Source organism: Micromonospora kangleipakensis (assembly GCF_004217615.1).
GTDB lineage: Bacteria > Actinomycetota > Actinomycetes > Mycobacteriales > Micromonosporaceae > Micromonospora > Micromonospora kangleipakensis.
In genome coordinates, this window is sequence record NZ_SHLD01000001.1 from 1191450 (window position 1) to 1218408 (window position 26959).

The 26959-nt window shown below is 72.1% G+C and carries 22 protein-coding genes and 1 pseudogene; 17 read left to right on the forward strand and 6 right to left on the reverse strand.

Features of this window, described 5'->3' with window-relative positions; all coding sequences use genetic code 11:
* Positions 1 to 12 precede the first annotated feature (12 nt).
* The 14 genes from EV384_RS05810 to EV384_RS05875 all read left to right on the forward strand — a co-directional run bounded on the left by EV384_RS05810 (position 13) and on the right by EV384_RS05875 (position 17083).
* Entirely contained in the window at positions 13 to 693 is a 681-nt protein-coding gene (locus tag EV384_RS05810) for a NuoB/complex I 20 kDa subunit family protein (protein WP_089011625.1), read from the forward strand.
* A complete protein-coding gene (locus EV384_RS05815; protein ID WP_130330843.1) occupies positions 690 to 1424 on the forward strand; it encodes an NADH-quinone oxidoreductase subunit C in 735 nt (244 codons plus the stop codon). The genes EV384_RS05810 and EV384_RS05815 overlap by 4 nt, the downstream gene beginning before the upstream one ends.
* Positions 1421 to 2746 (forward strand): NADH-quinone oxidoreductase subunit D, encoded by a 1326-nt coding sequence (locus tag EV384_RS05820; RefSeq protein ID WP_130330845.1) that lies wholly within the window; start codon positions 1421 to 1423, stop codon positions 2744 to 2746. Before EV384_RS05815 ends, EV384_RS05820 begins: the two co-directional genes overlap by 4 nt.
* Positions 2743 to 3840 (forward strand): NADH-quinone oxidoreductase subunit NuoE, encoded by a 1098-nt coding sequence (nuoE, locus tag EV384_RS05825; protein ID WP_130330847.1) that lies wholly within the window; start codon positions 2743 to 2745, stop codon positions 3838 to 3840. Before EV384_RS05820 ends, nuoE begins: the two co-directional genes overlap by 4 nt.
* Positions 3837 to 5150, forward strand: a complete 1314-nt coding sequence (gene nuoF / locus EV384_RS05830; RefSeq protein ID WP_130330849.1) for an NADH-quinone oxidoreductase subunit NuoF — start codon at positions 3837 to 3839, stop codon at positions 5148 to 5150. The genes nuoE and nuoF overlap by 4 nt, the downstream gene beginning before the upstream one ends.
* Positions 5150 to 7630, forward strand: a complete 2481-nt coding sequence (locus EV384_RS05835; protein WP_130330851.1) for an NADH-quinone oxidoreductase subunit G — start codon at positions 5150 to 5152, stop codon at positions 7628 to 7630. Before nuoF ends, EV384_RS05835 begins: the two co-directional genes overlap by 1 nt.
* 61 nt (positions 7631 to 7691) lie before the next feature.
* Positions 7692 to 9047 (forward strand): NADH-quinone oxidoreductase subunit NuoH, encoded by a 1356-nt coding sequence (gene nuoH, locus EV384_RS05840; RefSeq protein WP_130330853.1) that lies wholly within the window; start codon positions 7692 to 7694, stop codon positions 9045 to 9047.
* A 1-nt stretch (position 9048) separates the two neighbouring features.
* The gene (nuoI, locus tag EV384_RS05845; protein WP_130330855.1) at positions 9049 to 9690 is read left to right on the forward strand and encodes an NADH-quinone oxidoreductase subunit NuoI; all 642 of its coding nucleotides are present in this window, start codon (positions 9049 to 9051) and stop codon (positions 9688 to 9690) included.
* Positions 9687 to 10460, forward strand: coding sequence for an NADH-quinone oxidoreductase subunit J (locus EV384_RS05850; RefSeq protein WP_130330857.1), 774 nt, complete (start codon positions 9687 to 9689; stop codon positions 10458 to 10460). Before nuoI ends, EV384_RS05850 begins: the two co-directional genes overlap by 4 nt.
* 63 nt (positions 10461 to 10523) lie before the next feature.
* Positions 10524 to 10823: an NADH-quinone oxidoreductase subunit NuoK gene (gene nuoK / locus EV384_RS05855; protein WP_130330859.1), complete on the forward strand. Its 300-nt coding sequence runs from the start codon at positions 10524 to 10526 to the stop codon at positions 10821 to 10823.
* A gap of 11 nt (positions 10824 to 10834) precedes the next feature.
* Positions 10835 to 12760 carry an NADH-quinone oxidoreductase subunit L gene (nuoL, locus tag EV384_RS05860; RefSeq protein WP_130330861.1) on the forward strand — a complete coding sequence of 642 codons (1926 nt, stop codon included), beginning with the start codon at positions 10835 to 10837 and terminating at the stop codon, positions 12758 to 12760.
* 64 nt (positions 12761 to 12824) lie between these two features.
* Positions 12825 to 14357, forward strand: coding sequence for an NADH-quinone oxidoreductase subunit M (locus EV384_RS05865; protein WP_130330863.1), 1533 nt, complete (start codon positions 12825 to 12827; stop codon positions 14355 to 14357).
* Entirely contained in the window at positions 14354 to 15907 is a 1554-nt protein-coding gene (gene nuoN, locus EV384_RS05870; RefSeq protein WP_130330865.1) for an NADH-quinone oxidoreductase subunit NuoN, read from the forward strand. The genes EV384_RS05865 and nuoN overlap by 4 nt, the downstream gene beginning before the upstream one ends.
* Positions 15908 to 15997: 90 nt before the next feature.
* Entirely contained in the window at positions 15998 to 17083 is a 1086-nt protein-coding gene (locus EV384_RS05875) for a polyprenyl synthetase family protein (protein ID WP_130330867.1), read from the forward strand.
* A gap of 132 nt (positions 17084 to 17215) precedes the next feature.
* Here the strand turns inward: EV384_RS05875 and EV384_RS05880 are convergent, their stop codons facing one another.
* A complete protein-coding gene (locus EV384_RS05880; protein ID WP_130330869.1) occupies positions 17216 to 18394 on the reverse strand; it encodes an MFS transporter in 1179 nt (392 codons plus the stop codon).
* A gap of 154 nt (positions 18395 to 18548) precedes the next feature.
* Between EV384_RS05880 and EV384_RS05885 the strand changes: the two genes are divergently transcribed.
* Complete coding sequence (locus tag EV384_RS05885) at positions 18549 to 19331, forward strand: IclR family transcriptional regulator (RefSeq protein WP_130330871.1); 783 nt, start codon at positions 18549 to 18551, stop codon at positions 19329 to 19331.
* A gap of 77 nt (positions 19332 to 19408) precedes the next feature.
* Here the strand turns inward: EV384_RS05885 and EV384_RS05890 are convergent, their stop codons facing one another.
* Positions 19409 to 21529 carry a PhoX family protein gene (locus tag EV384_RS05890; RefSeq protein WP_130330873.1) on the reverse strand — a complete coding sequence of 707 codons (2121 nt, stop codon included), beginning with the start codon at positions 21527 to 21529 and terminating at the stop codon, positions 19409 to 19411.
* A 234-nt stretch (positions 21530 to 21763) separates the two neighbouring features.
* On the opposite strand from EV384_RS05890, the gene EV384_RS05895 reads away from it, so the two are divergent.
* Positions 21764 to 22258 carry a sigma-70 family RNA polymerase sigma factor gene (locus EV384_RS05895; RefSeq protein WP_130340273.1) on the forward strand — a complete coding sequence of 165 codons (495 nt, stop codon included), beginning with the start codon at positions 21764 to 21766 and terminating at the stop codon, positions 22256 to 22258.
* Entirely contained in the window at positions 22255 to 22941 is a 687-nt protein-coding gene (locus EV384_RS05900; RefSeq protein ID WP_130330875.1) for an anti-sigma factor family protein, read from the forward strand. Before EV384_RS05895 ends, EV384_RS05900 begins: the two co-directional genes overlap by 4 nt.
* A 104-nt stretch (positions 22942 to 23045) precedes the next feature.
* Here EV384_RS05900 and rarD read toward each other — a convergent pair whose 3' ends face one another.
* The 4 genes and pseudogenes from rarD to eccE all read right to left on the reverse strand — a co-directional run.
* Positions 23046 to 23978 carry an EamA family transporter RarD gene (gene rarD, locus EV384_RS05905; RefSeq protein WP_130330877.1) on the reverse strand — a complete coding sequence of 311 codons (933 nt, stop codon included), beginning with the start codon at positions 23976 to 23978 and terminating at the stop codon, positions 23046 to 23048.
* A complete protein-coding gene (locus EV384_RS05910; RefSeq protein WP_130330879.1) occupies positions 23975 to 24463 on the reverse strand; it encodes a GNAT family N-acetyltransferase in 489 nt (162 codons plus the stop codon). Before EV384_RS05910 ends, rarD begins: the two co-directional genes overlap by 4 nt.
* A gap of 92 nt (positions 24464 to 24555) precedes the next feature.
* Positions 24556 to 24942 carry a phage holin family protein gene (locus EV384_RS05915; protein ID WP_130330881.1) on the reverse strand — a complete coding sequence of 129 codons (387 nt, stop codon included), beginning with the start codon at positions 24940 to 24942 and terminating at the stop codon, positions 24556 to 24558.
* A 77-nt stretch (positions 24943 to 25019) separates the two neighbouring features.
* A pseudogene (gene eccE, locus EV384_RS05920) lies at positions 25020 to 26889 on the reverse strand (type VII secretion protein EccE); the annotation flags it as partial.
* Positions 26890 to 26959: the final 70 nt, after the last annotated feature.

A 26959-nucleotide genomic window follows, 5' to 3' on the forward strand; every position in this document is an offset into this window, starting at 1 on the left:
GAGGCACGGCAGATGGGTATCGAGGAGAAGCTTCCCGCCGGCGTACTGCTCACCTCCGTGGAGAAGCTGGTCAACTGGTCGCGGAAGTCGTCCGTCTGGGGCGCCACCTTCGGCCTGGCCTGCTGCGCCATCGAGATGATGGCGGCCGGTGGTCCGCACTACGACATGGGTCGCTGGGGCATGGAGGTCTTCCGTGCCTCGCCCCGGCAGGCGGACCTGATGATCGTCGCCGGCCGGGTGAGCCAGAAGATGGCCCCGGTGCTGCGGCAGATCTACGACCAGATGGCCGAGCCCCGCTGGGTGCTCTCCATGGGCGTCTGCGCGAGCAGCGGTGGCATGTTCAACAACTACGCCATCGTCCAGGGCGTCGACCACGTGGTGCCGGTCGACATGTACCTCCCGGGCTGCCCGCCCCGGCCGGAGATGCTCATCGACGCGATCCTCAAGCTCCGCGAGAAGATCATGTACGAGCCGCTGGGCGCGAACGGCCGCAAGATGCTGGAGGCCCGCAAGGAGCGCGGTGACGTGCCCGTCGTGCCGTACGGCTCGATGCCGTCGTCGTACCGCAACGACAAGGCCCGGCGTGCCGAATGGACGAAGGCGGTCCGCGAAGGGCGCGAGGAGCAGCTGCGGATCGAGAACTGGATGAACGCTCAGAACCACCTCCACCCGCACGAGGGCGTGAAGAAGTGACCGCACCAGACAACAAGGCGAACGGCGGCGTGCCGGTGCCGACCACGCCGGCCGGCGCCACCAGCGGTGCCCCGGCCGAGTTCCCGCCGGCCAGCCCGGCGGGGCGCGGCATGTTCGGCATGCACGGCACCGGCGACGTCTCCGGCTACGGCGGCCTGGTCCGCCAGCGCCAGCCGGTCGAGGAGACCCCCCGGCCGTACGGCGGCTACTTCGACGAGGTCCGCGACGCGCTGGAGGAGGCGTACCCCGCCTTCGGCGACGCGATCGAGAAGGTCGTCGTCGACCGCGGCGAGCTGACCCTGCACGTCCGGCCCGAGCGGATCGCCGAGGTCTGCCAGGTGATGCGGGACGACCTGGCGCTCCGCTTCGAGCTCTGCTCCTCGGTGTCCGGGGTGGACTACCTGGGCGCGGACGAGCGCCGGCTGCACGTCGTCTACCAGCTCACCTCGATGACCTACCGGCGCCGGGTCCGGCTGGAGGCCGCGGTCTCCGTCGAGGACCCGCACCTGCCGAGCGTCACCGCCGTCTACCCGACCGCCGACTGGCAGGAGCGGGAGGCGTACGACATGTTCGGCATCGTCTTCGACGGCCACCCCAACCTGACCCGGATCCTCATGCCGGACGACTGGGAGGGGCACCCGCAGCGCAAGGACTACCCGCTCGGCGGCATCCCCGTCGAGTACAAGGGCGCTGAGATTCCGCCGCCGGACCGGAGGAGGTCCTACCAGTGACGACGTCGAACTACGCGACCGAGCGCGAGACCACCGAGGGCAGGGTCTTCACCGTCACCGGTGGGGACTGGGACCAGGTCGTCTCCGGCACCGACCCGATCAACGACGAGCGGATCGTCGTCAACATGGGTCCGCAGCACCCGTCCACGCACGGTGTGCTCCGGCTGATCCTGGAGCTGGAGGGCGAGACGGTCCGCGAGGCCCGCTCGGTCGTCGGCTACCTGCACACCGGCATCGAGAAGAACCTCGAGTACCGCAACTGGGTACAGGGTTCGACCTTCGTGACCCGGATGGACTACCTCGCCCCGCTGTTCAACGAGACGGCGTACGCGCTGGCGGTGGAGAAGCTGCTCGGCATCACCGACGAGGTGACCGAGCGGGCGAACACCATCCGGGTGCTGATGATGGAGCTGAACCGGATCTCCTCGCACCTGGTTTGGCTGGCCACCACCGGCATGGAGCTGGGCGCGATCTCGATCATGCTGTACGGCTTCCGCGAGCGGGAGCACATCCTCGACATCTTCGAGACCATCACCGGCCTGCGGATGAACCACGCGTACGTCCGGCCGGGCGGCGTGGCGCAGGACGTGCCGGACGACGCGATCGTCAAGATCCGGAACTTCCTCAAGATGATGCCGAAGAAGCTCAAGGAGTACGAGGACCTCCTCTCCGGCCAGCCGATCTGGACCGAGCGGACCAAGGGCGTCGCGGTGCTGGACGTGACCGGCTGCCTGGCGCTCGGCGTCACCGGCCCGGTGCTCCGCTCCGCCGGTCTCGCCTGGGACCTGCGCAAGACCATGCCGTACTGCGGCTATGAGACGTACGAGTTCGACGTGCCGACCCACCCGGACGGCGACGTCTGGGGCCGCTACCTGGTCCGGCTCGCCGAGATCCGGGAGTCGCTGAAGCTGGTCGAGCAGGCCCTCGACCGGTTGAAGCCGGGCCCGGTGATGGTGGCCGACCGCAAGATCGCCTGGCCCGCGCAGCTCGCCATCGGCGTCGACGGCATGGGCAACTCGTTGGAGCACGTCGCCAAGATCATGGGTCAGTCGATGGAGTCGCTGATCCACCACTTCAAGCTCGTCACCGAGGGCTTCCGGGTCCCGCCGGGCCAGGTGTACGTCGGCATCGAGTCGCCCCGCGGCGAGCTGGGCGTGCACGCGGTCTCCGACGGCGGCACCCGGCCCTACCGGGTGCACTACCGGGAGCCGAGCTTCGTCAACCTCCAGGCCCTCCCGGCGATGGCCGAGGGCGGCCTGATCGCCGACGTGATCGCCGGTGGCGCCTCGCTGGACCCCGTGATGGGTGGTTGTGACCGATGACTGTGTTTACCGAAGAGACCCGGGAGCGGGCGCGGGAGATCATCGCCCGGTACCCGGCCGACCGGTCCCGCTCGGCGCTGTTGCCGCTGCTGCACCTGGTCCAGTCCGAGGAGGGCTACGTCTCCCCGGCCGGCGTCGAGTTCTGCGCCGACGTGCTCGGGCTGAACAAGGCCCAGGTCGGCGCGGTGGCCACCTTCTACACCATGTACAAGCGCAAGCCGACCGGTGACTACCTGGTCAGCGTCTGCACCAACACGATGTGCAACGTGCTGGGCGGCCAGGAGGTCTACGACACCCTCGCCGAGCACCTCGGCGTCGGGCACGACGAGACCACCGCCGACGGGAAGATCACCCTGGAGCACGCCGAGTGCCTGGCGGCGTGCGACTACGGCCCGGTGATGACCGTCAACTATGACTTCTTCGACGGCGTCGACCCGCAGGGCGCACTCGGCGTGGTCGAGGAGCTGCGTGCCGGCGGCCGGCCGATGCCGACCCGGGGCGCCCGGCTCTGCACGCTGAAGGAGATGGCGGTGCAGCTCGCCGGCTTCGCCGACGAGCGCGAGGGCGCGGTCGCCGACGGCGGCCCGGGCGAGGCGACCCTGCGCGGCCTGCGCCTGGCCGAGCAGCACGGCATCGCGGTGCCGGGCTTCGACCCGAACACCCCGATCCGGAGCAAGGCCGAGGCCGACCAGGCCGCGGCGAAGGCGAAGGCCGCGGAGGCCGCCAAGCCCGAGCCCGCGAAGGCCGCGAACGGCGCCAGGCCCACCACGGGTACGGCCGGTAACGCGGGCACCGGCGAGCCGGCTCCCGCCGCCGCGGTGACAGGCAGCACCGCCCCGGACGTGAAGGCGCCGGACGGCAAGTCGCCGCAGGTGCGTACCGCCGAGACCCGGCAGCCGGACGCGCGGACCGCCGTGCCGGACGCTCCCGGCACCAAGGTCCCGGCGGAGACCACGCCGCCGGCGCCGCGCGACGCGCAGAAGGCGGCGGCCGCCGGCGCGGCAGCCAACCCGCCGGCCGGCGACGGCAAGCCCGCCGGCGACGAAGCGGGTGCGCAGGAGCGCAACCTCAAGGAAGCGGAGGCACAGAAGTGACGCCTCGACGGGAGACGCTGGCCAAGCTGACGCCGGTGCTGACCAAGCGCTGGCTGTCGCCGGACGCCTGGCGGATCGGCACCTACGAGAAGCTGGACGGCTACGCCGCCCTGCGCAAGGCGCTCAAGGCCCACCCGGACGACCTGATCCAGCTGATCAAGGACTCCGGGCTGCGCGGTCGCGGCGGCGCCGGCTTCCCGACCGGTCTCAAGTGGGGGTTCATCCCGCAGGGCGACGGCAAGCCGCACTACCTGGTGGTCAACGCCGACGAGGGCGAGCCGGGCACCTGCAAGGACCTGCCGCTGATGACGCACGACCCGCACTCGCTGGTCGAGGGCGTGATCATCGCGTCGTACGCGATCCGGGCCAACCGCGCCTACATCTACATCCGGGGCGAGGCGGTGCACGCCGCGCGCCGGCTGCGCAACGCCGTCCAGGAGGCGTACGCCAGGGGCTACCTCGGCCGGAACATCCAGGGCAGCGGGTTCAACCTGGAGCTGGTCGTGCACTCCGGCGCCGGGGCGTACATCTGCGGTGAGGAGACCGCGCTGCTGGACTCGCTGGAGGGCTTCCGGGGCCAGCCCCGGCTCCGCCCGCCGTTCCCGGCGACCCACGGCCTGTACGCCAGCCCGACCGTGGTCAACAACGTCGGCACCATCGCCAGCGTGCCGTACATCGTGCTGGGCGGCGCGGACTGGTGGAAGACCATGGGCACGGAGAAGTCCTCCGGGCCGATGATCTACTCGCTGTCGGGCCGGATCGCCAACCCCGGGCAGTACGAGTGCTCGATGGGGATCACGCTGCGTGAGCTGATCGAGCTGGCCGGCGGCATGCAGCCCGGGCACGAGCTGAAGTTCTGGACCCCGGGCGGGTCGTCGACGCCGCTGCTCACCGCCGAGCACCTGGACGTCCCGCTGGACTTCGAGGGGGTGGCGGCGGCCGGCTCGATCCTGGGCACCACGGCCACCCAGATCTTCTCCGACCAGGACTGCCCGGTGTACGCGACCTACCGGTGGCTGGAGTTCTACCACCACGAGTCGTGCGGCAAGTGCACCCCGTGCCGCGAGGGCAACTACTGGATGGTCCGGGTCTACCGGCGGATCCTCGCCGGCCAGGGCACCCACGAGGACCTGGACACCCTGCTCGACACCTGCGACAACATCCTCGGCCGCTCGTTCTGCGGCCTGGGTGACGGTGCGACCAGCTCGGTGACCTCGTCGCTGAAGTACTTCAAGCAGGACTACCTCGACTACATCGAGGGACGTACCGCGCCGAAGCTCTCCGACAAGCAGCTGGTTGGAGCCCACTGATGACGGACGTAGCAAAGCAGACCGAGACCGTCACCCTCACCATCGACGGCGTCGAGGTCACCGCCCCCAAGGGTGCGCTGCTGATCCGGGTGGCCGAGCAGCTCGGCACCGAGATCCCGCGCTTCTGCGACCACCCGCTGCTGGCCCCGGCCGGCGCCTGCCGGCAGTGCCTGGTGGAGGTGGAGGGCCAGCGCAAGCCGGTCGCCTCCTGCACCCAGACGGTCGCCGACGGCATGGTGGTCCGCACCCAGCTCACCTCCCCGGTCGCGAAGAAGGCCCAGGAGGGGGTGATGGAGCTGCTGCTCCTCAACCACCCCCTGGACTGCCCGATGTGTGACAAGGGCGGCGAGTGCCCGCTGCAGAACCAGGCGATGTCCACCGGCCGGACCGACTCGCGCTTCCACGAGCACAAGCGGGAGTACGAGAAGCCGATGGCGATCAGCACCCAGGTGCTGCTCGACCGCGAGCGCTGCGTGCTCTGCCAGCGCTGCACCCGGTTCTCCGAGGAGATCGCCGGCGACAAGTTCATCGACCTGATGGGCCGGTCGTCCGCCGAGGAGATCAACATCTACCGGGACGACGCGTACGGCGTGGAGTCCGGGGACGACAGCGGTGACGTGCCGTTCAACTCGTACTTCTCCGGGAACACGGTGCAGATCTGCCCGGTGGGCGCGCTGACCGGCGCGCAGTACCGGTTCCGGGCCCGCCCGTTCGACCTGGTCTCCAGCCCCAGCGTCTGCGAGCACTGCTCCGCCGGGTGCGCCCAGCGCACCGACTGGCGGCGCGGCAAGGTGCTGCGCCGGCTGGCCGGCGACGACCCGGCGGTGAACGAGGAGTGGAACTGCGACAAGGGGCGGTGGAGCTTCCAGTACACCCGCGCCTTCGACCGGATCACCACCCCGATGGTCCGCGACGAGCGGACCGGTGAGCTGCGCGAGGCCTCCTGGAGCGAGGCGCTGACCCGCGCCGCCGAGGGGCTGCGCGCCGCCCGGGACGGCGGCCAGGGCACGGCGGTGCTCACCGGCGGCCGGCTGACCGTCGAGGACGCCTACGCGTACGCGAAGTTCGCCCGGGTCGCGCTGAACACCAACGACATCGACTTCCGGGCCCGGCCGGTCTCCCGCGAGGAGGCCGACTTCCTGGCCAGCAACGTCGCCGGGGTCACCGACGTCACCTACGCGGACGTGGAGAACGCGCCCGCGGTGGTGCTGGTCGGCCTGGAGCCGGAGGAGGAGTGCCCGATCCTCTTCCTGCGGCTGCGCAAGGCGTACCTGAAGAAGAAGCTCACGGTCTACGCGATCGCGCCGTTCGCGACCCGCGGCCTGGAGAAGCTCGGGGCCAAGCTGGCCCGGGTGGTGCCGGGCGAGGAGGCCAGCGTGCTCGCCGAGCACGCCACGGTCGCCGAGGCGCTGAGCACGCCGGGCGCCATCCTGATCGTCGGCGAGCGGCTGGGCGCGGTGCCGGGCGGGCTCTCCGCCGCGGCGGGCGTCGCCCGGCGTACCGGGGCGAAGCTGGCCTGGGTGCCGCGGCGCGCGGGTGACCGCGGCGCGGTCGACGCGGGCTGCCTGCCCAACCTGCTCCCCGGCGGCCGCCTGGTCACCGAGCCGGCCGCCCGGGCCGAGCTCGGCGAGGCGTGGGACATCGCGGCCGGGGTGATCCCGAGCCAGGCCGGCCGGGACACCGACGGCATCCTCACCGCCGCCGCGAACAGCCAGCTCGGCGCGCTGGTGGTGGCCGGCGTCGACCCGGCCGACCTGGCCGACCCGCGGCTGGCCGAGCAGGCCCTCGACGCGGTGCCGTTCCTGGTCAGCCTGGAGCTCCGGATGAGCGCGGTGGCCCGCCGGGCCGACGTGGTCTTCCCGGTCGCCCCGGTGGTCGAGAAGGCCGGCAGCTTCCTGGACTGGGAGGGCCGGCTGCGCCCCTTCGAGGCGGTGCTGGAGACCGCCGCGATGACCGACGGCCGGGTGCTCGACGCGCTCGCCGCGCAGCTCGACGTCCGGCTCGGCACCGGCGACGTGATGAGCGTCCGCCGGGAGCTGGGTGCGCTGCCGCCGACCCGGGTGGACCGCCCGGCCGCCCCGTCCGTCGAGCCGGCCACCGTGCCGCAGCCCGGCACGGGCGAGGCGGTGCTGGCCACCTGGCACCAGCTGATCGACCTGGGCAGCCTGACCGACGGCGACGAGCACCTCGCCGGCACCGCCCGCCCGCCGGTGGTCCGGCTGGGCAAGGGCACCGCCGAGGCGATCGGCGTCGCCGACGGTGAGCCGGTGACGGTGGGCACCGACCGCGGTGCGGTCACCCTGCCGGCGGCGATCACCGAGATGCCGGATGGCGTCGTCTGGCTGCCGACCAACTCACCCGGCTCGACCGTGCGGCGCAGCCTCGGCGCGACGTCCGGCACGGTCGTACGGCTCAGCGCGCCCGCCGCGGACGTGGCCGGTCAGCCGGGTCCGCTCCTCAACACCGGGAGTGTCCAGTGAGCGCGAGGAGTGAACGAGCGCAGCGAGTGAGCCCCGCAGGCGCGAACGAAAGGTGGGCGCAGTGAACCTCTACCTCGCGGCGCAGGACCCGACGCTGGCCGACTTCGGCAAGGACCCGTGGTGGCTGGTCCTCGGCAAGATCGTCTTCGCCTTCGTCTTCGGCCTGCTGGCCACGCTGCTCGGCGTCTGGTTCGAGCGCCGGGTCGTCGGCTACATGCAGGTCCGGCCCGGTCCCAACCAGGTCGGCCCGTTCGGCCTGCTGCAGACCCTGGCCGACGGCCTGAAGATGGCCTTCAAGGAGGACATCCTCCCGCGGACGGCCGACAAGGTGGTCTTCTTCTTCGCGCCGACCATCTCGGTGATCTGCGCGGTCACCGCGCTGTCGGTGGTGCCGTTCGGCCCGATGGTCAGCATCTTCGGCCACCACACGCCGCTGCAGGTCACCGACGTGTCGGTGGCGGTGCTGGTGATCCTCGCCTGCTCGTCGATGGGCATCTACGGCATCGTGCTCGGCGGTTGGGCCTCCGGCTCGACTTACCCGCTGCTCGGTGGCCTCCGCTCCAGCGCCCAGATGATCTCGTACGAGGTCGCGATGGGGCTGAGCATCGTGGCGGTGTTCATGACCGCCGGCACGATGTCCACCAGCGGGATCGTCGCCGCCCAGGCGCACGGCACGCGCTTGAGCCTCGGCGGCTGGGAGGTCGCGGCACCCGGCTGGTACGCGATCCTGCTGCTGCCCAGCTTCATCATCTTCTTCATCGCCACCGTCGGTGAGACCAACCGGGCGCCGTTCGACCTGCCCGAGGCGGAGTCGGAGCTGGTCGCGGGCTTCATGACCGAGTACAGCTCGCTGAAGTTCGCGCTCTTCATGCTCTCCGAGTACGTCTCGATGGTGACCATGTCCGCGGTCACCACCACGCTCTTCCTCGGCGGGTGGCGGGCGCCGGCGCCGATCACCACCTTCTGGGCCGGCGCCAACTCCGGTTGGTGGCCGATGCTCTGGTTCTTCGGCAAGGTGCTGATCCTGGTCTTCGTCTTCGTCTGGCTGCGGGGCACGCTGCCCCGGCTCCGCTACGACCAGTTCATGCGCTTCGGCTGGAAGGTCCTGCTCCCGATCAACCTGGTCTGGATCCTGGTCCTGTCCGGGCTGCGCTCGATCGAGGAGTGGCAGGCCCGGGACCGGCTGCTCGCCACCGCGATCGGCGCGGGCGTGCTGCTGCTGGCCACGCTCTTCTGGCCGAGCCGCAAGCGGGAGCCGAAGCCGACGCTCCAGGAACAGGCCAACGGCCGTCCGCACGGCAGCTTCCCGCTGCCCCCGATGGACCTGCAGGTACCACCGAGCCCGCGCACCAAGCGCGTGGTCGCCGAGCGGGAGCCGGCCAACGTCGCCGCCGGCTCGGACTCCAGGGAGGTGTGACGTGGGCGCGATCACCGGAACGTTCAAGGGATTCGGTGTCACCTTCTCGCACATGTTCAGGAAGGTCGTCACCACCGACTACCCGTTCAAGCCGCCGGTCTCGGCGCCGCGCTACCACGGGCGGCACATCCTGAACCGGCACCCGGACGGGCTGGAGAAGTGCATCGGCTGCGAGCTGTGCGCCTGGGCCTGCCCGGCGGACGCGATCTACGTGGAGGGTGGCGACAACACCGAGGAGCAGCGCTTCTCCCCGGGTGAGCGGTACGCCAGCGTCTACCAGATCAACTACGCCCGGTGCATCTTCTGCGGGCTCTGCATCGAGGCCTGCCCGACCCGTTCGCTCACCATGAGCAACGAGTACGAGCTGGCCCGGGACAACCGGCAGGACCTGATCTTCACGAAGGAGCAGCTGCTCGCGCCGCTGCTGCCGGGGATGGAGCAGCCGCCGCACCCGATGCGACTGGGCGACAGCGAGAAGGACTACTACATCGGTTCGCTGACCAACCCGGGCACCTCGGCCGGCGCCGAGCACTCGCCGATGGGCCCCGGCCGGTACCACGTGGAGGAGCACCCGGGCGTGACCTTCCCCGGCGCCGAGCAGGCGGCCCAGCGGGCAGCGGCAGGCAAGGGAGACGGCGCATGATCACGCAGACGGTGCTCGCCGAGGCGACCTCGGTCTCCGGCGGCGAGGCGGTGACCTTCTGGATCCTGGCCCCGCTGGCGCTGATCGGCGCGATCGGCATGGTCTGGGCCCGCAACGCGGTGCACTCCGCGCTCTGGCTGGTGCTGACCATGCTCTGCCTGGGCGTCTTCTACGTGCTTCAGGCGGGCCCGTTCATCGGCATGGTGCAGATCATCGTCTACACCGGCGCGATCATGATGCTCTTCCTGTTCGTGCTGATGCTGGTCGGCCGGGACGCCTCGGACTCACTGATCGAGACGCTGCGCGGGCAGCGGACCGCCGCGGTGGTGCTCGGACTCGGCTTCGCCGGCCTGGTCGGCAGCGGCCTCTACCGGGCCCTCCACGGCGTCCGTGCGGTCGGCCTGGAACAGGCCAACGCCGAGGGCAACGTGCAGGGCATCGCCCGGCTGCTCTTCACCAAGTACGTCTTCGCCTTCGAGCTGACCTCGGCGCTGCTGATCACGGCGGCCGTCGGCGCGATGGTGCTGGCGCACGTGGAGCGGCGCAAGGAGGACAAGATGGACCAGGTCGCCACCATGAAGGCCCGGTTCCGCCCCGGCAACTACCCCGGCCCGAAGCCCGGCCCGGGCGTCTTCGCCACCTCCTCCTCGGTGGCCACCCCGGCCCGCCTGCCCGACGGCCGGCTGACCGAGCGCAGCACCCCGGACATCCTGCCGGTCCGTGAGCTGACCGCCGAGGAGACCTCGCTGAAGGGGACGGACAAGAAGTGAGCGCGAGGAGTGAACGAGCGAAGCGAGTGAGCCCCGCAGTCGCGAACGAAAGGCAGGCACAGCGTGACGCCTGATTACTATCTGATCCTCGCCGCGGTGCTGTTCACCATCGGCGCCGTCGGGGTGCTGGTCCGGCGCAACGCCATCGTGCTGTTCATGTGCGTGGAGCTGATGCTCAACGCGGCCAACCTGACGCTGGTCACCTTCAGCCGGATCAACGGTGACCTGAACGGCCAGATCATGGCGTTCTTCGTGATGGTGGTGGCGGCGGCCGAGGTCGTGGTCGGGCTCGCGATCATCATGTCGATCTTCCGGACTCGACGCTCGACGAGCGTCGACGACGCCAACCTGCTCAAGTACTAAGGGGCAAGCAAGTGGAAGAGACTGTGCGGTACGCAGAGGCCACGGGCTTGCTGGGCAGCGTCTGGCTGCTGGTGGCGATCCCGCTGGTCAGCGCGGCGATCCTGCTGCTGCTCGGCCGGCGGGCCGACCGCTGGGGGCACTGGCTGGGGGTGGCCGCCATCGGCGCCGCCTTCGTGCTCGGCCTGACCTACTTCTTCCAGCTGCGCGGCCTGGAGAACAAGTCGGTCGAGCAGAGCCTCTGGCAGTTCATCTCGGTCGGCGACTTCAAGGTGGACTTCGGCCTGCTCTTCGACCCGCTGGCCGCGGTCTTCGTGCTGCTGATCACCGGGGTGGGCTTCCTGATCCACCTCTACGCGGTCGAGTACATGGCGCACGACGAGGGCCGCCGGCGGTTCTTCGCGTACTTCAACCTCTTCGTCGCCGCGATGCTCCTGCTGGTGCTCGGCAACAACTACGTGATGCTCTACTTCGGCTGGGAGGGCGTCGGCCTGGCGTCGTACCTGCTGATCTCCTTCTGGTACGGGCGGCCGAGCGCGGCCACCGCGGGCAAGAAGGCGTTCCTGATGAACCGGGTCGGCGACGCCGGCCTGGCCATCGGCATCTTCGTCATGTTCGCCACCCTCGGCACCACCCAGTACGACGAGGTCTTCAACGGCGTGGGCGCGCTGACCGGTACCACGGTGCTGGTGCTCGGCCTGCTGCTGCTGCTCGGCGCGGCCGGCAAGTCCGGCCAGTTCCCGCTCCAGGCGTGGCTGCCGGACGCGATGGAGGGCCCGACCCCGGTGTCGGCGCTCATCCACGCCGCCACCATGGTCACCGCGGGCGTCTACCTGATCGCCCGCTCCAACCCGATCTTCTCGGCCAACGCCACTCTCCAGCTCGTGGTGGTCAGCGTCGGCGCGCTGACCCTGCTGCTCGGCTGCGTCATCGGCGCGGCCAAGGACGACATCAAGCGGGTGCTGGCCTGGTCGACGGTGAGCCAGATCGGCTACATGTTCCTCGGCGTGGGGCTCGGCGGCGCGGCGTACGCGCTGGCCATCGTGCACCTGCTGGCGCACGGCTTCTTCAAGGCCAACATGTTCCTCGGCGCCGGCTCGGTCATGCACGGAATGAACGACCAGGTGGACATCCGCCGCTTCGGCGACCTGTCGAAGTACATGAAGGTCACCTGGCTGACCTTCATGATGGGCTGGCTCGCCATCATCGGCATGTTCCCGTTCTCCGGCTTCTTCTCCAAGGAGCCGATCATCGTGGCCGCGTTCGAGCGGGAGGGCTGGACCGCCTGGCTCTTCGGCGGCGCCGCGCTGATCGGCGCGGGGCTCACCGCCTTCTACATGACCCGGCTCTTCGTGCTCACCTTCCACGGGCCGAAGCGGTGGACCGAGGACATCGAGCACCCGCACGAGTCGCCGAAGCTGATGACCGTCCCGCTGATCCTGCTGGCGATCGGCTCGGTCGCCGCGGGCGCGCTGATGGCCAGCTCGGTTCCGGACTGGCTGGAGGCGACCGCCGGGCTGGGCGGCCAGGAGAAGGGGCACGAGGCGGTCCTCGCGCACTGGCTGATCACCGCGCTCTCGCTGCTGGTCACCGTGCTCGGCGCCGGGCTCGCCTGGGCGCTGTTCCGCAACGGCACGGCCACCGAGCCGCAGCCGGCCGGCGTGCTGGTCACCGCCGCCCGCCGCAACCTCTACACCGACGCCGTCAACGAGGCGGTCTTCGAGAAGCCGGGCATCTTCCTCACCCGCGCGCTGGTCTTCCTCGACAACCGGGGCGTCGACGGGCTGGTGAACGGCCTCGCCGCCGCGGTGGGCGGTGGCTCGGGCCGGCTCCGGCGGCTGCAGACCGGTTTCGTGCGGTCGTACGCGACCTCGATCCTGACCGGCGCGCTGCTCGTGGTGGCGGCGTTCCTGGCAGTGCAGGCGGGGTGGCTGGCGTGATCGACCTCTTCCCGGCCGCCCCCGCCGGCGGGCCACGCAGTCACGACGGAGGTAAGGCCGAATAATGTCCAACTTCCCGTTCCTCTCGGTGCTGACCGTGGCACCGCTGGTCGGCGCCCTGATCGTGGCCCTGCTGCCGCGCCGCTCGCCCGAGCTGGCCAAGCAGGTGGCGTTCGGCTGGTCGCTGCTGGTGCTGGTGCTGTCGGTGATCATGTGGATCACCTTCCAGGCCGACGGTGACCGGTTCCAGTTCCGCGAGTCGTACGCCTGGATCCCGAACTGGGGCGTCAACTTCACCTTCGCCGCCGACGGCATCGCGCTGGTCATGCTGATGCTGATCGCGATCCTGGTGCCGCTGGTGATCCTGGCGTCCTGGCACGACGCCGAGTCGTCCAAGCGGTCCGTGCCGGTCTACTTCGCCCTGCTGCTCGTCCTCGAGTGCACGATGATCGGCGTCTTCGCCGCCGCCGACGTCTTCCTGTTCTACGTGTTCTTCGAGGTCATGCTCGTCCCGATGTACTTCCTCATCGGCAGCTACGGCGGCCACCAGCGGCAGTACGCGGCGGTGAAGTTCTTCCTCTACTCGCTCGTCGGCGGTCTGTTCATGCTCGCCGCGGTGATCGGCCTCTGGGTGGTCGGCGGGAAGACCTTCGACTGGCAGGCGCTGAGCCAGGTGGACATCTCCACCGGCACCGCCCGCTGGCTCTTCCTCGGCTTCTTCCTCGCGTTCGCGATCAAGGCGCCGTTCTTCCCGTTCCACACCTGGCTGCCGGACGCCGGTGGCGCGGCCCCGGCCGGCGCGGCGGCGCTGCTGGTCGGCGTGCTGGACAAGGTCGGCACCTTCGGCATCCTGCGGTACTGCCTGCCGCTCTTCCCCGAGGCGTCCCGGTGGTTCGCCCCGTGGGCGCTGGCGCTGGGCCTGATCGGCATCATCTACGCCGCGCTGCTGGCGGTCGGTCAGAACGACCTGAAGCGGCTGGTGTCGTACACCTCGATTGCGCACTTCGGCTTCATCGGGGTGGGCATCTTCGCCTTCACCACCCAGGCGGGCACCGGCGCGGTGCTCTACATGCTCAACCACGGCCTCGCCACCGGCCTGCTCTTCCTGGTGGTGGGCATGCTGATCGCGCGTCGCGGCTCGGCCCTGATCAGCGACTTCGGCGGCGCGGGCAAGCTCGTCCCGCTGCTGGCCGGGGTGCTCTTCTTCGCCGGTCTCGCCTCGCTGGCGCTGCCCGGCACCGCGCCGTTCGTCTCCGAGTTCCTGGTGCTGATCGGCACGTTCACCACCAACAAGCCGGTCGCGGTGATCGCCACCGTCGGCATCATCCTGGCGGCGGCGTACGTGCTGTGGATGGTGCAGCGCACCACCCAGGGCACCCTCAACCCGGCTCTCACCGAGGTCGACGGCATGCGCCGGGACCTCAGCCTGCGCGAGAAGGTCGTGGTCGCCCCGCTGATCGCGCTGATCGTGCTGCTCGGCTTCTACCCCAAGCCGGTCACCGATGTCATCAACCCCGCCGTCCGGGCGACCATGCAGGACGTCGGCAAGACCGATCCCGCCCCTGAGGTCGGCAGCGTCCAGGAGGCCGCGAAGTGACCGAGCTCAAGTTGCCGTCGATCGACTACGCGGCGCTCGCTCCGATCCTGATCATGCTGGGCGCCGCCCTGGTCGGCGTCCTGGTCGAGGCGTTCGTGCCCCGGCGCCTGCGCAACGGGGTGCAGCTCGCGCTCGCCCTGGTGGCGGTGCTCGGCGCCCTCACCATGGTCATCTTCAACTCCGACGACCGGCTGCTCACCGCCGGCCAGGCGATCGCGGTGGACGGGCCGACGCTCTTCCTCCAGGGCGCGATCCTGATCCTCGCCGCGATGGCGCTGCTGCTCATCGGCGAGCGCTCGGTCGAGCGGGGCGGGGCGTTCGTCGCCCACGCCGCGGTCACCGCCGAGTCGCCCGACGACCGGCGGCAGGCCGACGGCGTCGGCGGGACAACAGAGGTGTACCCGCTGGTCACCTTCGCGATCGGCGGCATGCTGATCTTCGTGGCGGCGAACGACCTGCTGACGATGTTCATCGCGCTCGAGGTCTTCTCGCTGCCGCTCTACCTGCTCTGCGCGCTGGCCCGTCGCCGGCGGCTGCTCAGCCAGGAGGCGGCGATGAAGTACTTCATGCTCGGCGCCTACGCCTCCGCGTTCTTCCTCTTCGGCGTGGCGCTGATCTACGGCTTCACCTCCGGCATCCCGGGCCGGGTGGCCGGGGTCGACTTCGCCACCGTGCATGCCGCGGTCACCGACTCCCCGGCCAGCCCGGTGCTGCTCTTCGCCGGCATGGCGCTGCTCGCCATCGGCCTGCTCTTCAAGGCGGCCGCCGCGCCGTTCCACGTCTGGACGCCCGACGTCTACCAGGGCGCCCCGACGCCGGTCACCGGGTTCATGGCTGCCTGCACGAAGGTCGCCGCGTTCGGCGCCCTGCTCCGGGTCTTCCACGTCGCGTTCTCCGGGGCCGCCTGGGACTTCACCCCGGTCCTCGGCGCGGTGGCGGTGCTGACCATGCTGGTCGGCGCGGTGCTGGCGGTCACCCAGACCGACATCAAGCGGCTGCTGGCGTACTCGTCGATCGCGAACGCCGGCTACCTGCTGGTGGGCGTGCTGGCGCCCAGCCGGGACGGGCTCTCCGGCACGATGTTCTACCTGGTCGCGTACGGCTTCTCGGTGCTCGCCGCGTTCGCCGTGGTGACCCTGGTCCGGGACGCGGACGGGGAGGCCACCCACCTGTCCCGCTGGGCCGGGCTGGGCCGGCGGTCGCCGTTCTTCGCGGCGATCTTCACCTTCATCCTGCTCGCCTTCGCCGGTATCCCGCTGACCAGCGGCTTCACCAGCAAGTTCGCCGTCTTCGCCCCGGCGCTGGACGCCAACCAGGCCTGGCTGGTGATCGCCGGCGTGCTGACCAGCATGGTGCTGGCCTTCCCGTATTTGCGGGTCGTGGTGATGATGTGGCTCTCCGAGCCGGGCGACGCCACCCCGACGGTGACCGTGCCGGGCGCGCTCACCTCGGCGGCCCTGGTGATCGGCGTGCTGGCCACCCTGGTCCTGGGGGTCGCCCCGGCGCCGCTGCTCGACCTGGCCAACGGTGCCGCCGAATTCGTGCGATGACCGAGGCCGTTCCACCGGGGGCCGGTACGCGTCGCGTACCGGCCCCCGGTCCGTATCCCCCTGTCCGGGGGCAGGTCGAGCGGGTGTGGCATGGTTGAAGACGTGGTGATTCCGGCTGGCGAGCGTTCAGGTGCCACCGGCTCCGGCGGTCGTCGGGGTCCGGAGGGCACGGGTCAGTTCGGCGCGCTCGGCCTGCACCTCGCCGATCCCCGCGTCGAGGCCTCCGTGCTGGGCCTGCTGGAGGACGTCGAGGGTGAGCTGCGGGCCAGCGTGGCCAGCGCCGACCCGCTCGTCACCGAGGCCGCGCGGCACCTGATGGAGGCTGGCGGGAAGCGGTTCCGCCCGCTGCTGGTGGCGTTGGGCGCGCAGTTTGGCGATCCGACCGAGCCGCAGGTCGTCCCGGCCGCCGTGGTGATGGAGCTCACGCACCTGGCGACGCTTTACCACGACGACGTGATGGACGAGGCGGCCGTGCGTCGCGGTGCCCCGAGCGCCAACTCGCGCTGGGCCAACTCGGTGGCCATCCTGGTCGGCGACTACCTCTTCGCCCGCGCCGCCGACCTGGCGGCCGATCTGGGCCCCGAGGCGGTCCGCCTCCAGGCGCGCACCTTCGCCCGGTTGGTGCACGGGCAGATCGCCGAGACCGTCGGCCCCCGGGACGGCGAGGACCCGGTCGCCCACTACCTGAACGTCATCGCCGGGAAGACCGGTTCGCTGATCGCCACCTCGGCCCGCTTCGGCGGCCTGTTCGGCGGCGCGTCCCCGGAGCACACCGAGGCGCTGGCCGGGTACGGCGAGATCATCGGGGTGGCCTTCCAGCTCTCCGACGACCTGCTCGACATCGCCTCCGAGTCGACCCAGTCCGGCAAGACGCCCGGCACCGACCTGCGCGAGGGCGTACCGACCCTGCCGGTGCTCTACGCGCTCGCCGCGGACGACTCCGACGCCGCCTCCGTCCGGCTCCGGGAGATCCTGGCCACCGGCCCGCTGGTCGACGACGCGCTGCACGCCGAGGCGCTCGGCCTGCTCCGCGAGTCCCCGGCGCTCAAGCGCGCGCGGGAGACCGTCCGCAGCTACGCCGAGGACGCCCGGGCCCAGCTCGCCCCCCTTCCCGGAGGCCCGGCCCGCCGCGCCCTCGAGTCCCTCTGCGACTACATCGCCGACCGCACCAGCTGACCCACCCGGTCCCCGGCCCCGCGCCGGCCCCCCCGCACTCCCGCGTTGACCATGAAGTTGTTGCCGCGACACGCCGTGTCGGAGGGCAACAACTTCATGGTCAACGGGACCCTGTCGGGCCTTGGTGGGGCGTCAGGGGTGGGTCAGGAGGCGGCTGCCGGTGAGCATGAGGGTGGCGGCGACGAGCATCGACGCCGCCGCGACGGCCCACATGACGGGGTAGCCGAGGTGGGCGGCGACGGCGCCGAGGGCGAGCGGGCCGAGGCAGCCGCCGGCGTACACCCCGGTCTGGGTGATCGAGGTGGCCGCGGCCGGGGCCTGCGGGTGCAGCCTGACCACCGCGAAGTTCATCAGCCCGGGCCAGGCCCAGCCGAGGCCGAAGCCCAGCACCACGCCGGCGACCAGCGCCGCCGGGCCGGCCAGCGCGAGCAGGCCCAGCCCGCCGGCGCCGACCACCAGCATCCCGGCGATGACCGCGACGTGGCCGCCCTCCCGGCGGTCGGCGAGCCAGCCTGCGCCCACCCGGGCCGCCACGCAGACGGCGCTGCCCAGGGTCAGGGTGAGGCCGGCCAGGCCGGGCGACAGCCCGCGGCCGACCGAGGAGTCCACCACGAAGGTGCCCAGGGCGTTGGCCGCCGCCGCGGCCAGCGTCGCCGCCACCCCGACCACCACCAGCGCCCACGTCGCCCGGCCGGCGCGGCCGGCGGCGGCCCGCGCGGTCCGGTCGCCCTCCTGCGGGGGTACGGCCGGCAGCGCGGCGAGCGCGGCCCCGGCCGCCGCCACGAACGCCCAGCGCCAGCCGGCGGTCAGCGCGATGGTGGGCACCGCCGCGCCGGCCAGCAGCGTGGAGACCGGGATCGCGGCCTGCTTCACGCCGAACGACAGCCCCTGCCGGTGCACCGGGACGTGCCGGGCCAGCGCGGCGTTGCTGGCGAGCTGGCCGAGGGCGTTCGCGGCGGCGCTGAGCCCGAGCAGGGCGACCAGCACCGGGTACGACCGCACCAGCGTCGCCACCGCCAGCAGCGAGCCGGCGGAGAGCAGGATGCCGGCGCGGGCGACCACGGCCGGGCCGTACCGCTCGACCAGCGCCCCGGAGGGGACGGAGGCGAGCGCGCTGATCCCGAAGTAGACCGAGACGGCGAGGCCCAGCCCGGCGGGGGAGAAGTGGAGGTCGTGGCCCATCTGCACGGCGAGGCCGCCGACCAGGAAGACGGGCAGCACGCAGGCGATGGTGGTGGCGATGGCGCCCGCGCTGGCCCGGACGGTCCGCCGCGGCGCGGGAGGCGCTGGGTCGAGAACGGTGTCGGTCATGGTCAGGCAAACCTACGCCGATCACGTTTTGGCAGCGGATCGTGTCTGTCGGTGCACGGGCTGTGCCCGGTGATCTGGCATCCTCGATCCGAACAGGCATTTCGCACTCGGCCTGTTTTTCATATGGTGTAAGTCCCCGGCGGCGGAGGTGGTTGTGCGCGACCCCTTGGCGGAACCTTCGGACCTGATCCGAAGCGTGTCCCGCGCGCTTCGAGTGCTCGAGTCGGTCGGCCGTGCGCCGAGGGGCCTGACCGTCAAGCAGATCGCCCGCCGCTGCGAGCTGACCGTGGCCACCACCTACCACCTGGTGCGCACCCTGGCGTACGAGGGCTACGTGATCCGCCGCGAGGACGGGACGTACATCGTGGGTCTGGAGGTGGCCGACCGCTACCGCGAGCTGGTGACCGCGTTCCGCGGGCCGCCGGCCGTCGGTGAGTCGCTCCGCCGGGCGGCCGCCGACACCGGGTACAGCCACTACCTCGGGCGCTTCGTGGGCGGCCAGGTGGCCGTCACGGCGGTCGCCGAGGGGCTGCGCACGCCGTACCTGGAGGACCTGGTGCCCGGCTTCGACGAGGGCGCGCACGCCACCGCGCTCGGCAAGAGCCTGCTCGCCACCCTCACCGCCGAGCAGCGCTTCCGCTACCTGCGCGAGTACGGCATGCGCCCGTTCACCAGCGCCACTTTGACCAGCATCGAGGCGTTCGAGGCCGACCTGGCCGCCGGTGACCGGCGCGGCATGCAGCTGGAGCTCGGGCAGTTCCGGCAGGGCGTGGCCTGCGCCGCCGTGCTGGTCACCCCGGACAAGGACATCGAGCGCCGGGTGGTGCTGGCCTGCGCGCTGCCGGCCAGCGAGATGATGACCTCCGCCCGGGTGGTCCGGGCCAAGCTGCTCACCGTCGCCCGGGCCGTCGCCGACGGCATCGCCGCGGAGAGCTGACCGCCGAAGGGCCCCGTCCCTGGCGGGGAGCGGGGCCCTTCGGGCGGCGGTCCAGCGCCGGACCGCCACGGGGAAGGTCAGCTGCCGATCGGCCCGCCGTCGAGGCGCCAGGTGACCACCACGCCGGGCTTGGCGAAGTCGCCGTCGGGCCAGGTGGACGCCGGCTTCTCCACCGACGCGCCGGTGATCTCACCGGGGTGCTGCACGGCCACGAAGACCGAACGGTTGTCCTTGGTGATGAACGGGCCGCAGGTCTCGGCGCCGAGCGGCACGGTGAGGAACTGCTTCAGGTGCCCCCGCTCGGGACCCTCGACGGCGGTGGCGAAGAGGCCGTCGTTGCTGCCCAGCGCGTTGCCGTCGGTGGAGATCCAGAGGTTGCCGGTGGCGTCGAAGGCGACGTTGTCCGGGCAGGAGATCGGCGAGACCTTCGACTTGTCGTACCCGGCGAAGTGGGTGGCCGGGTCGGTCGGGTCGCCGCAGACGATCGGCAGCGACCAGGCGAAGGTCTCGGCGGTGTTGTCGCCCCGGTCCTCGACCAGCTCGAGGATCTGGCCGTGCTTGTTGAGGTTGCGCGGGTTCGCCTCGTCGGCGGGCGCCTTGCCGGCCTTGCCCCGGTCGGTGTTGTTGGTCAGCGCCACATACACCTTGCCGGTGAGCAGGCTCGGCTCGACGTCCTCCGGCCGGTCCATCTTGGTCGCGGCGACCTTGTCGGCGGCGAGCCGGGTGAAGGTGAGCACGTCGGCGGCGGTCATCCCGTCCACGTACGACCGGTTGCCGCTGACCAGCTTGATCCACTCGCCGCGGCCGTCGAACGCCCCGTCGGCCGGGAGCTTCCCGGAGCCGTCGATCTCGGCGGCGCTGTTCCCCGCCAGCCTGGCGACGTAGAGCGTGCCCGACTCCAGCAGGGTCAGGTTGTGCCTCCGGGCCACCGAGGAACTGCCCGGCATGAACTTCTTGTCTGAGACGAACTTGTACAGGTAGTCGAACCGCTCGTCGTCGCCCATGTACGCGACCACGTGCCCGTCCTGCGCCACGATGACGTTGGCGCCCTCGTGCTTGAACCGGCCCAGCGCGGTGTGCTTGCGCGGCCGGCTCTCCGGGTCGAACGGGTCGATCTCCACGACCCAGCCGAACCGGTGCGCCTCGTTCGGGTGCTTCACCAGGTCGAAGCGCTCGTCGGCGCGGTCCCACTTGCGGCTGCCGCTCGGGTAGCGCACGTCGGTGGGGATGCCGTATCGGGCCAGCTTCGGCTTCAGCTCCTCCGGCGCGCCGTCGCCGCCGACGAAGTACTGGTTGAAGTTCTCCTCGCCGGAGAGGATCGTGCCCCACGGGGTGACCCCGCCGGAGCAGTTGTTCAGCGTGCCGACCACCGTACGACCCTTCGGGTCGGCGGCGGTGCGCAGCCAGGCCGAGCCGGCGGCGGGGCCGGTCACCTCGAACTTCGTGGCCAGCGCGGTGACCCGCCGGTTGTACGGCCGCCGGCCGTGGTCGACCGGCCGCCACCGCCCGGTGCCGTCGACCCGCTCCAGCTCCACCACGGACATGCCGTGCGCGGCCATCGCGATCCGCAGCTGCTCGACCGAGAGGGCGTCGATCCCGGTGAAGCCGGGGAACATCAGGTCCTCGTTGGTGTACTCGTGGTTCACCACGAGCAGCGCCCGCTTCCGGTCGATCGGCAGCACCCCGACGAAGTCGTTGTTGTAGCCGAACTGCTCCGCCTGCGCGGCGGCGGTCTGCGCGTGCACGCCGAACGCGGGCGCGCCGCGCACCACCGGGTCGCCCCACTTGATCACGACGGCGTGGTCGTACCCGTTCGGCACCACCAGGGTGTCGAGCTTGTTCGGCGGGATCGGCTTGAAGGTCAGCGCGCCGCTGCCCACGCCGCCCCGCCCGGCCGCCAGCTCGGTCGCCTCGGGCGCGACGGGCGCGGTCGGGGCGGCGGCGGCCGGAGCCGCGCCGGCCAGCGCGCCCGCGGCCGCGCCCCCGAATCCGAGGACCAGGGCGCCGACGGCGCCGGCCCGGACCACGCCGCGCCGGGAGACCTCGGCGTTGACCAGGTCCCCGAAGTACGGGTTGTCGGAGGAGTTCGGTACCGGGTGGTCGCAGGCGTTGCCGCAGCGGTACAGGCAGGTCATCGCGTCGCGGCTGCCGTGGCGGTTGGCGCCCAGCAGCGGGAGCAGCCGGGGACGGTCGCTCATGGGAGGGGCCTCCTGGAAGGATGTCGGTGGCACGCTGGGATCACCCGCGCGCGTACCGGGCGGACGCTGCCAGGGCCCGGTGAGCGCTGGTCGGCCCCGGCGTGAACCGGGTGTGAACACCCACAGCGGCGATCCGACTGAACCGATCGGGGTCACCACACGTATGCACGGGCGAACGCACCGCCCGGACTCGCCGAGAGCGAGGTGACCGCCATCAGCGACCACGACGCCCAACTGCTGCGCGCGCTGCACGACGAGCATGCCGACGCGCTCTTCGCGCACGCCCTCCGGCTGGTCAACGGCGATCGGACGCGCGCCGAGGACCTGGTGCAGGAGACGCTGCTGCGGGCCTGGCGGCACCCCGAGTCGCTGGACCCGCGGCGCGGCTCGGTCCGGGCCTGGCTCTTCACCACGGCGCGGAACCTGGCCATCGACGCCTGGCGGCGGCGGTCCACCCGGGTCGGCGAGGTCTACACCGACGAGCTGCCCGAACCCCCCGAGACGGTCGACGAAGCGGAGCGCGCGGTGGAGGCGTGGACCGTGGCCGAGGCGCTGAACCGGCTCAGCCCGACCCACCGGGAGGTGCTGGTCGAGTGCTTCTACCAGGGGCGGTCGGTGGCCGAGGCCGCCGCCCGCCTCGGCGTGCCGCCGGGCACGGTGAAGTCGCGCACCCACTACGCGCTGCGCTCACTACGGTTGGTGCTGGCCGAGATGGGGGTGACCGGATGACCCGCTGCGAGTTCACGCACGACGACGGCGCGTACGTGCTGGGTGCCCTCGCCCCCGCCGACCGGGCCGCCTACGAGCGGCACCTCGCCGGCTGCGCGGCCTGCCGGGAGGCGGTGGCCGAGATCGCCGTGCTGCCCGGGCTGCTCGGCCGGCTCGACCCGGCCGGGCTGGAACAGTTCCTGCCGTCCGCGTCGGAGACCTCCCGGATGCCCGCGCTGCTCGACGCCGCGCGGGAGCGGCGGCGCCGCGAGCGGTCCCGGACCCGCCGGCGGTACGCGGTGACCGTGCTCGCCGCCGCCGTGCTCGCCGTGCTCGCGGGCGTCGGAGTGACCCTGGTCCGGCCGGCCGACCCGCCCCCGCCGCAGGCGCCGCTGGTGGCGATGCGGCCGGTCGCCGGAGCGGTGCCGGTGCACGCCGAGATCGGGCTGACCGGCACCGACTGGGGCACCGAGGTGACCATGCACTGCGGGTACGACCGGCGGGCCGGGCACCGCGAGGCGTACACCTTCCGGCTGGTGGCGCACGGCCCGGACGGGGCGACGGAGCAGATCGGCTCCTGGCTCGCCGCCCCCGGCGACGACGTCCGCCTCACCGGCGTCACCCACTTCACCAAGGGTGAGCTGGTCCGCCTGGAACTCCTCCGCGCCGACGACACCCCCGTCCTCGCCTACGACGCCCGCTAACCCCCACCCCCACCCCACCCCCGCTTCCGCGATCTTGCGGTTGGCGCCTCGGCAAACCGGGCATTCCGTCCGTTCGACGGGCCCGAACTGCAAGATCGGCGGGCTCAGGGGGCGGTGGGGGTGGGGATGGGGGGTTGGGAGTCGGTGCGGGTGCGGGTGCGGGTCTGGTGGGCTTGGCGGAGGGCGTCGAGGGTGAAGACGATCAGGGCGAGCCAGACCAGGGCGAAGCCGGCGAGGCGGGCCGGCGGCATGGGCTCGTGGAAGATCAGCACCCCGCAGCCGAGCTGGAGGACCGGCGCGAGGTACTGCAGCATGCCCAGCAGGGACAGCGGCAAGCGGTTCGCCGCGCCGGCGAAAAGCAGCAGCGGGATGGCGGTCGCCGCCCCGGCCAGCACCAGCAGCACGGTGTGCCCGGCCGAAACGTGTCCGAACGTAGAGTCGCCGCGCAGGCTCAGCCACCCAAGGTACGCCAGTGCCGGCAGCGCCAGCACCGCCGACTCGACGAAGAGGCCCTCCGCGGCCGGCAGCCCCAGCCGCTTCTTCACGAACCCGTAGCAGGCGAAGCTGAAGGCCAGGGTGAGCGCGAGGTAGGGCAGTCGGCCGTAGTCGACGGTGAGCACGGCCACCGCCAGCGCGCCGACGCCGAGTGCCGCCCACTGCGCCGGCCGCAGCCGCTCGCGCAGCACGAAGACCCCGAGCAGCACCGAGACGAGCGGGTTGATGAAGTAGCCGAGGGCGGTCTCCACCACCCGGTCCGAGTTCACCCCGTAGATGTAGGTGCCCCAGTTGACCGCGATCAGCGCGGCCGCGGCGGCGATGCCGGCCAGCGCCCGGGGCCGGCGCAGCAGCGCCCGCAGGAAGCCGATGTTGCGCATCGCGGCGAGCAGCAGCGCCACGAAGGCCACGGACCAGACGATCCGGTGGGCGAGGATCTCCAGCGGCCCGGCCGGGCGCAGCAGCTTCAGGTAGAGCGGGAAGAAACCCCAGAGCAGGTACGCGCCGAGCCCGTACAGGTAGCCGAGGCGGATCGGGTTCACGCCTCCACCGTAAGTGGCGAAGCGGTGCTTTGCTCCTTTCCGGTGACCTGGCTCACCGGCGGTGCCCACTTCATCCAGAGATCGGGTTCGACCGGGGTGAAGCCGACCTTGGCGTACACCCCGTGCGCGTCGGCGGTGGCCAGCACGATCCGGTGTACGCCCAGCCCGGCCAGGTGGTCGCGGGCCGCGCCGGCCAGCCAGGTGCCCAGCCCGCGACCGCGCTCCGCCGGGTCGACGTAGACGTCGCAGAGCCAGGCGAACGTCGCCCGGTCGGTGACCACCCGGGCCACCGCCACCTGGCGCCCGTCACCGGGCCGGTAGGCGCCGAAGCCGACCGAGCCGGCGAAGGCGCGCGCGACGGTCTCCCGGTCCCGCCCGAGCGCCCAGTACGCGTCGGTGGAGAGCCACCGGTGCACGAGGTCGAGGTCGATCCGGTCCGGGTCGGTGCTGAGCTGGTAACCGTCAGGGCGGGTCAGGGTGAACACCCCGGTGACGCTAGTCCCGGCCCACCCGCTCCTCACCAGCCAATTCCCGCCCGCTGGACTGGCCGGCGGGCGGGAATCGGGTGCGTCGGTGGTCAGTCGCGGTCGAGGATGGCGCCGAGGATCCAGGTGACGATGCCGACGAAGAGCGCGCCGAGCACCGCGGCCGGCCAGAAGCCGTCCACGTGGAACGGCAGCCCGGCCTGGTCGGCGATCCAGCTCGTGAGCAGGAAGAGCAGCCCGTTGACGACCAGGGCGATCAGGCCGAGGGTGAACAGGTAGAAGCCGCAGCCGACGGTCTTGATGATCGGCTGGAGTACGGCGTTGACCACCCCGAAGATCACCGCGACCAGCACGAGGGTGGTGACCGTCTCGGTGACCGAGTCGGAGTTCAGCGAGATGCCCGGGATGAGCAGCGTGGCCAGCCAGAAGGCCACCGCCGTCGAGCCCAGCCGGATCAGAAGACCCTTCAGAAAACCCATGGCGGGGATCGTGCCACGGACCGTCCACCAGCGGAACCCGTGAAGATCGACGAATCCGCCGTTCGGCGGCCGGGTCGTCAGCGGCGGGCGGGACGACCGACCAGTTGCGACTCGATCGGCGTCGGGGAGAGCAGCGCCCAGCGCAGCGCCCGCCGGTTGACCACCGCGACCATGTCGTCCCGGATCCGGGTCAGCCACTCCGCCGAGCCACCCAGCCCCAGGGCGACGCCGGCCAGGGTCGCCTCCTCCGGGTCCAGTGGTTGCAGGATCGCCAGGTCCGCCCGGGCCAGTGCGTCCACGTCCGCCGGGGTGAGCCCGTCCCGGACGACCAGGGTGGACTGCCAGGCCGCCCCGGGCCCGGCCCCGTCCGGCGCCGCGCCGGCGTCGACCACGAGCAGCAGCGGCTGCAACGGCGATCCGGGCACCCCGCCCACCGGCCGCCCGGGCGGGATCACCGGCACCGCCCCGCCAGGCGCGCCGACCCCCCGGACGAACGGCTCCCAGGCTCGCGGTCGCGCGGTCTGCACGACCACCCGGGCGCCCAGGGCCAGCGCCCGCAGCACGAGCAGCTGCGCGACCCGTACCCCGCCGACGAGCAGCAGCCGGGTCGGCTCGGGACGGAACAGCCGGACGGTGACCGCCCCGCCGTGCCGGTTCGCGCCCACCATCAGCCCCGCCTCGCCGAGGCTCAGCTCCAGCGCGTCCAGGGCCGCCCCGCCGACCGTGCCGTCGGCTCGCGCCGACGCCAGCGGCAGGGTGCCGGCCAGCCCACCCAGCTGCTCGCCGTCGAGCCGGCGGACCGCGCCGCCCAGGTCGGCGACGAGCCGATGCAGCGCCCGGTCGGCGACCGCCAGCTCCGCGGCCGTCCAGGCGGCCAGGCGTACGGTGAGCTCGGCCGGCACCGGCGCGGGGTCGGCGCCGGCGCGCGGGCCGACGCAGAGCGAGACGGTGGTGGCGGTGGCCGGCAGCGCGAGCAGCCGGGACACCAGCCGTCGCCCGGCGTCGGTACGCGGATCCGGCCACCGATGCAGCCGGAACGTGGCCTGCAGCAGCCCACCGGCCGCCACGGTCTGCCAGGACTCGCGGGTGGGCGCGCCGGCATCATGGTGGGCCAGCTCGGCGAGCACGCGCAGCGCGGCCGGCCCGCCCAGCGGCCGACCGGTCAGCGGCCCGAGCCGGCGGACGATCCGCCGGACCGTGCCGGAGAGCGCGCGGCGCAGCTCCTCGTCCGACCAGCCGTCGACGCGCAGCACCCGGACGGCGAGCACGGCCCGGTCTCGCGCGGCGAGCCGCCCGTCGGTGAGCTGCCGGTACGACGTGCCGGCGGTGCCGGCAGCGGTGGCCGGTCCCGGCGCGGGCGACGCGGAGAGCAGGAGCTGGATCCGCACCGGTGGGCTCTCCGCGCTCGGGGCCGGCAGCAGCGACAGCGGCGGCGGCAGGGTGCGCCGACCGTCGCCGAGCAGATCGGCCGGGTCGCCGATCTCCAGCAGCGCGGTCAGCCCGGCGGCGTCGTCGACCACGGCGGCCGGGCCGCCGGCCAGTTCGGCGGAGCGCACCTCGGCGCCGGGGGACACCAGGCCAACCAGGGCGGCCGGGGCGGCGGCCGGTGGCAGGGAGCGCCGTCGGGTGAGGTGGGGCAGGCCGACGACCAGCCACTCGAAGAGCCAGCGGCCGCGGACCCGGACCCAGGCGGCGGGCAGCAGCAGGGCGGCCAGCAGCAGGGCGGCGGCGGTGACGGCCACCCCTCGGCCGACGGCGGCGACGAGCACCGCCACGGCCAGCTGCGCGGCTACGACCTGACCGGCCCGCAGGCCGGAGAGCGGGCGCGCGCGGGCCGGCATCCACTGTGGTGGCAGGGGCTGGCGGGCCGTCGCCGGAGCCGGGGGTGCGGTCCTGGTCGCCGTCACCGCTCCTCCTCCGCCGATCCTCGGGTGACGATGGCGTGGCTCATCGTAAGGGTTCACTGTTACGGCCGTTGTCCACAGGGGATACCGAGGGGGTAGCACAACCGGAGTCA

Coding starts and splice junctions, on each gene's coding strand:
- EV384_RS05810 (WP_089011625.1), top strand. CDS start 13: ATGGGTATCGAGGAGAAGCTTCCCGCCGGCGTACTGCTCACCTCCGTG.
- nuoE (WP_130330847.1), top strand. CDS start 2,743: ATGACTGTGTTTACCGAAGAGACCCGGGAGCGGGCGCGGGAGATCATC.
- EV384_RS05835 (WP_130330851.1), top strand. CDS start 5,150: ATGACGGACGTAGCAAAGCAGACCGAGACCGTCACCCTCACCATCGAC.
- EV384_RS05850 (WP_130330857.1), top strand. CDS start 9,687: ATGATCACGCAGACGGTGCTCGCCGAGGCGACCTCGGTCTCCGGCGGC.
- EV384_RS05865 (WP_130330863.1), top strand. CDS start 12,825: ATGTCCAACTTCCCGTTCCTCTCGGTGCTGACCGTGGCACCGCTGGTC.
- EV384_RS05875 (WP_130330867.1), top strand. CDS start 15,998: ATGGTTGAAGACGTGGTGATTCCGGCTGGCGAGCGTTCAGGTGCCACC.
- EV384_RS05880 (WP_130330869.1), bottom strand. CDS start 18,394: ATGACCGACACCGTTCTCGACCCAGCGCCTCCCGCGCCGCGGCGGACC.
- EV384_RS05890 (WP_130330873.1), bottom strand. CDS start 21,529: ATGAGCGACCGTCCCCGGCTGCTCCCGCTGCTGGGCGCCAACCGCCAC.
- EV384_RS05900 (WP_130330875.1), top strand. CDS start 22,255: ATGACCCGCTGCGAGTTCACGCACGACGACGGCGCGTACGTGCTGGGT.
- EV384_RS05915 (WP_130330881.1), bottom strand. CDS start 24,942: ATGGGTTTTCTGAAGGGTCTTCTGATCCGGCTGGGCTCGACGGCGGTG.